Source organism: Pseudomonadota bacterium, from assembly GCA_026388215.1.
GTDB lineage: Bacteria > Desulfobacterota > Syntrophorhabdia > Syntrophorhabdales > Syntrophorhabdaceae > JAPLKF01.
In genome coordinates this window covers 1-2,041 of the sequence record JAPLKF010000258.1, presented here as the reverse complement: position 1 = coordinate 2,041, position 2,041 = coordinate 1, and the positions used below count along the sequence as shown (strand labels likewise).

The 2,041-nt window shown below is 41.5% G+C and carries 2 protein-coding genes; both read right to left on the bottom strand.

Annotated features, from left to right (window positions below; all coding sequences use genetic code 11):
• Positions 1 to 217: 217 nt before the first annotated feature.
• Positions 218 to 1,201 carry a 2-hydroxyacyl-CoA dehydratase gene (locus tag NTU69_12200; protein MCX5804267.1) on the bottom strand — a complete coding sequence of 328 codons (984 nt, stop codon included), beginning with the start codon at positions 1,199 to 1,201 and terminating at the stop codon, positions 218 to 220.
• 2 nt (positions 1,202 to 1,203) lie between these two features.
• Entirely contained in the window at positions 1,204 to 1,971 is a 768-nt protein-coding gene (rsmA, locus tag NTU69_12195) for a 16S rRNA (adenine(1518)-N(6)/adenine(1519)-N(6))-dimethyltransferase RsmA (protein ID MCX5804266.1), read from the bottom strand.
• Positions 1,972 to 2,041 lie beyond the last annotated feature (70 nt).

Genomic DNA, 2,041 nt, shown 5'->3' with positions numbered 1-2,041 from the left:
CATACTGCCTACTCTATTACAGGGGCTTGCGTCGCCCCCTCCTTAAGGCAAAGCCCGCTTAAGCCTCCCCCTCTCGCTCGCGGTGCTTGCTTAAGTAGATTCCCACGAACTACGCAAGCATACAGATGACCACACCTTCAGGCGTGGGTGAATGCTTCAGTTGCTAACGCGAAGCGTATGTATAGTGCCACGGGCTTGCCCGTGGGAATCTATTTTTCTACGCTCTCCCTTTGAGCATCTCAATGAAGGCTTCCAGCCTCAGCTTTGTCCTTGTATCGAGCGGTTTTGGCAAATCACCCTCAATTGTTAAAACAGGTACATCGAGTGTCTCTATGAGTATTACATCCTCAATTACCCTGTAACAGAAGGCCTGGACATAATGGATGATGCCCCTGATCTTTCGCCTTTTAATCTCCCTTTTTATATCCTCAAGCCTCGCAAATATCCCATAAGGATAGGTGTATCTGAGATACCTCTCCACAATGCCTTTTGAAAAATAAGGAAGAGAAAATTGTCTCTGGGTTTCATTGTAAACGATATGGGCGTCAAGACCCTCAATAAACTGATAAAGGTCAAGGACAATAGGCGGTACGCCCATATATCCAACATTAATCCCCTCTATTTCAGCCCTGTTTTTGACCCCATTTATAAAACCAGCCAACATGGTTCCATATTTTTTGTAATCCCCCAGCATGTCAGACGCCCTCACAAGCCAGAGATGATTTTCAGAACCTGTTACCCTTCTCTCCTTCCATGTCATCCGGTCAATTGATTCAAGCATTGATCTTACCCTCTCAATACCCTCTTCTACCTTGAGGAGCGACGTTTCATCCACAGAGAATGCTTCCATAAGCTTTTTGATCTCCCTTTTTAAAACCTTTCTGTCTCTATCATAAGGATAGGAAAACGGGATAGTCTTTTTGCCCTTATATCTCAATATCTCTGCAAGTGCCTGGGTATTGCTGCAATCCCCTTCCATTACTGTTATCACTATGCCTATATTCTTCTCCATCACAACGCCGTATATGCCCTTTATCCAGTTGCACATACTCTTTGGGAACCCATCTTTTTCAGCTCTTTCAATATAATGCATGGGGTTCTCATCAGTTATAAAAACGTTGTTAAGGTCGCAAGGGATATACCCCCCTGCAAAAACAATTTCTACTGGGATTGTTGTTGTAAAACCGACTATTTCTCGCATAATCAGTTAAAAAACCTGTACATTTCCTTAAACCTTTGAGGTTCTATCTCTTCTGCACGAATCGTGTGAGGAAAATCCATAGACATGTAGAGGGATGCTATTTTTTCCTCACCAAAATGTCTGGTCAGGGTATATTTCATGTGCTTCCTTTTATTCTGAAAGCATATCCTTATAAACTCTACCAATCCATCCTCCACGATTCTTTCATCCTCTTTAAAAGTAATTGAAAGAAACGCACTGTCTATCTTCGGGGGCGGTTGAAAAACACCCGGCTTCATATAAAAAAGTATCCTTACCTCAGAAAATATCTGGTAAATTGCCGATAGTGCCCCGTATGTCCTGCTAAAAGGTTTACTCACAACCCTCTGACCGATTTCTTTTTGCATGGTCAAATATGCACTATCTACTGCTACCCTCTCTTCAAGTAACTTAAACAGTATGGGGCCTGTTATCTTGTAAGGTATATTCCCTATCACCTTGATATTCTTTACCTTCTTAAATTGTAAAAGCGGTATCTTTAAAAAATCGTCAAATATGACCCTTATGTTTTTATATTTCTTCTCAAGTGGCTCAAGATACTGCCTGAATGTCCTGTCAAGTTCTACTGCATACACATAACCCGCCTTCTCAACAAGACATCTTGTGAGGTCACCATGGCCGGCCCCTACCTCGACTACAACATCCTCTTCACCTATACTGGACATTTTAACCATTTTATTTATGATATTTTTATCCTTAATCAGATGCTGGGACAGGCTCTTTTTTAACATAAGTTAATGGAGTATCATTCTTGAGAACCCTCTGATATCTAAAGAAGAAACAATACCCTTTTTGAAATAA

Coding starts and splice junctions, on each gene's coding strand:
- NTU69_12200 (MCX5804267.1), bottom strand. CDS start 1,201: ATGCGAGAAATAGTCGGTTTTACAACAACAATCCCAGTAGAAATTGTT.
- rsmA (MCX5804266.1), bottom strand. CDS start 1,971: ATGTTAAAAAAGAGCCTGTCCCAGCATCTGATTAAGGATAAAAATATC.